The sequence below is a fragment of the Burkholderia sp. E168m23 genome, from assembly GCF_016586125.1.
Classification (GTDB): domain Bacteria; phylum Pseudomonadota; class Gammaproteobacteria; order Burkholderiales; family Burkholderiaceae; genus Burkholderia; species Burkholderia orbicola.
This window is the reverse complement of the sequence record NZ_BCPP01001636.1, coordinates 1-686: the sequence shown is the minus strand read 5'-3', so window position 1 is coordinate 686 and position 686 is coordinate 1. Positions and strand designations below refer to the sequence as shown.

Annotated in this window: 2 pseudogenes; both read right to left on the bottom strand. The window is 64.4% G+C overall.

Annotated features, from left to right (window positions below):
• Positions 1 to 517, bottom strand: a pseudogene (locus JMF90_RS39370) (VOC family protein); the annotation flags it as partial.
• A gap of 26 nt (positions 518 to 543) precedes the next feature.
• Positions 544 to 686: pseudogene (locus tag JMF90_RS39365) on the bottom strand (DoxX family protein); the annotation flags it as partial.

Sequence of the window (686 nt, the reverse complement as noted above, 5' to 3'; positions counted from 1 at the left end):
GTGCGTCGTAATTAGGCACCTGCGTGTGCCAGTACAGCTGCATGTTCACGCCGCCCGCCCACGTGATGATCGCGTCGCGGCCGATCGGGTCGGGGAACGTGTCGACGATCACGTCGGCACCGTGCTCGCGCGCCGACTTCACGGCAACGTCCATGTCGGTCACGAGATAACCGGTGCGCTCCGCGCAGAACGGATACGGGATCGGCGTCTTGAAGCCGAACACCGAGATCGTGCCGACCGGCGTGAGCACCAGTTGCGACATCGTCTGGCTCGGCGTGGGCGTGACCTGGAACACGCCCTGCTTCGACTTCTTGCCGCCGAAGGTCGCGACGAAGCTGTCGGTGAAGCGGTCGAAGTCTTCGGGTGCGACGCACACGTGCGTCGTGTCGTACTGCGGGCCGACCGCCACCGTCGGCACCGCCGCGGGCGGCACCGGCGGTTTTGCGAACGTCACGGGGGCAACGGCGAGGCCGCCCGCGAGCATCGCGGCGAGCAGCACGGAACGAACAGATTTCATCACAGGATTTCCTGGTTGTTGCATCGTCATCGAATGGAACGGCCATCATCGGCCGATTGCCGCGCATCGTCGAGCATGGTCGCGAGCACGAGTGCCGCGATCAGCCCGAGATGCTCGAAAAAGCTGTTGAGCGCCATGAAGTGTTCGGCTCCCGAACGGTTCCAGAAAT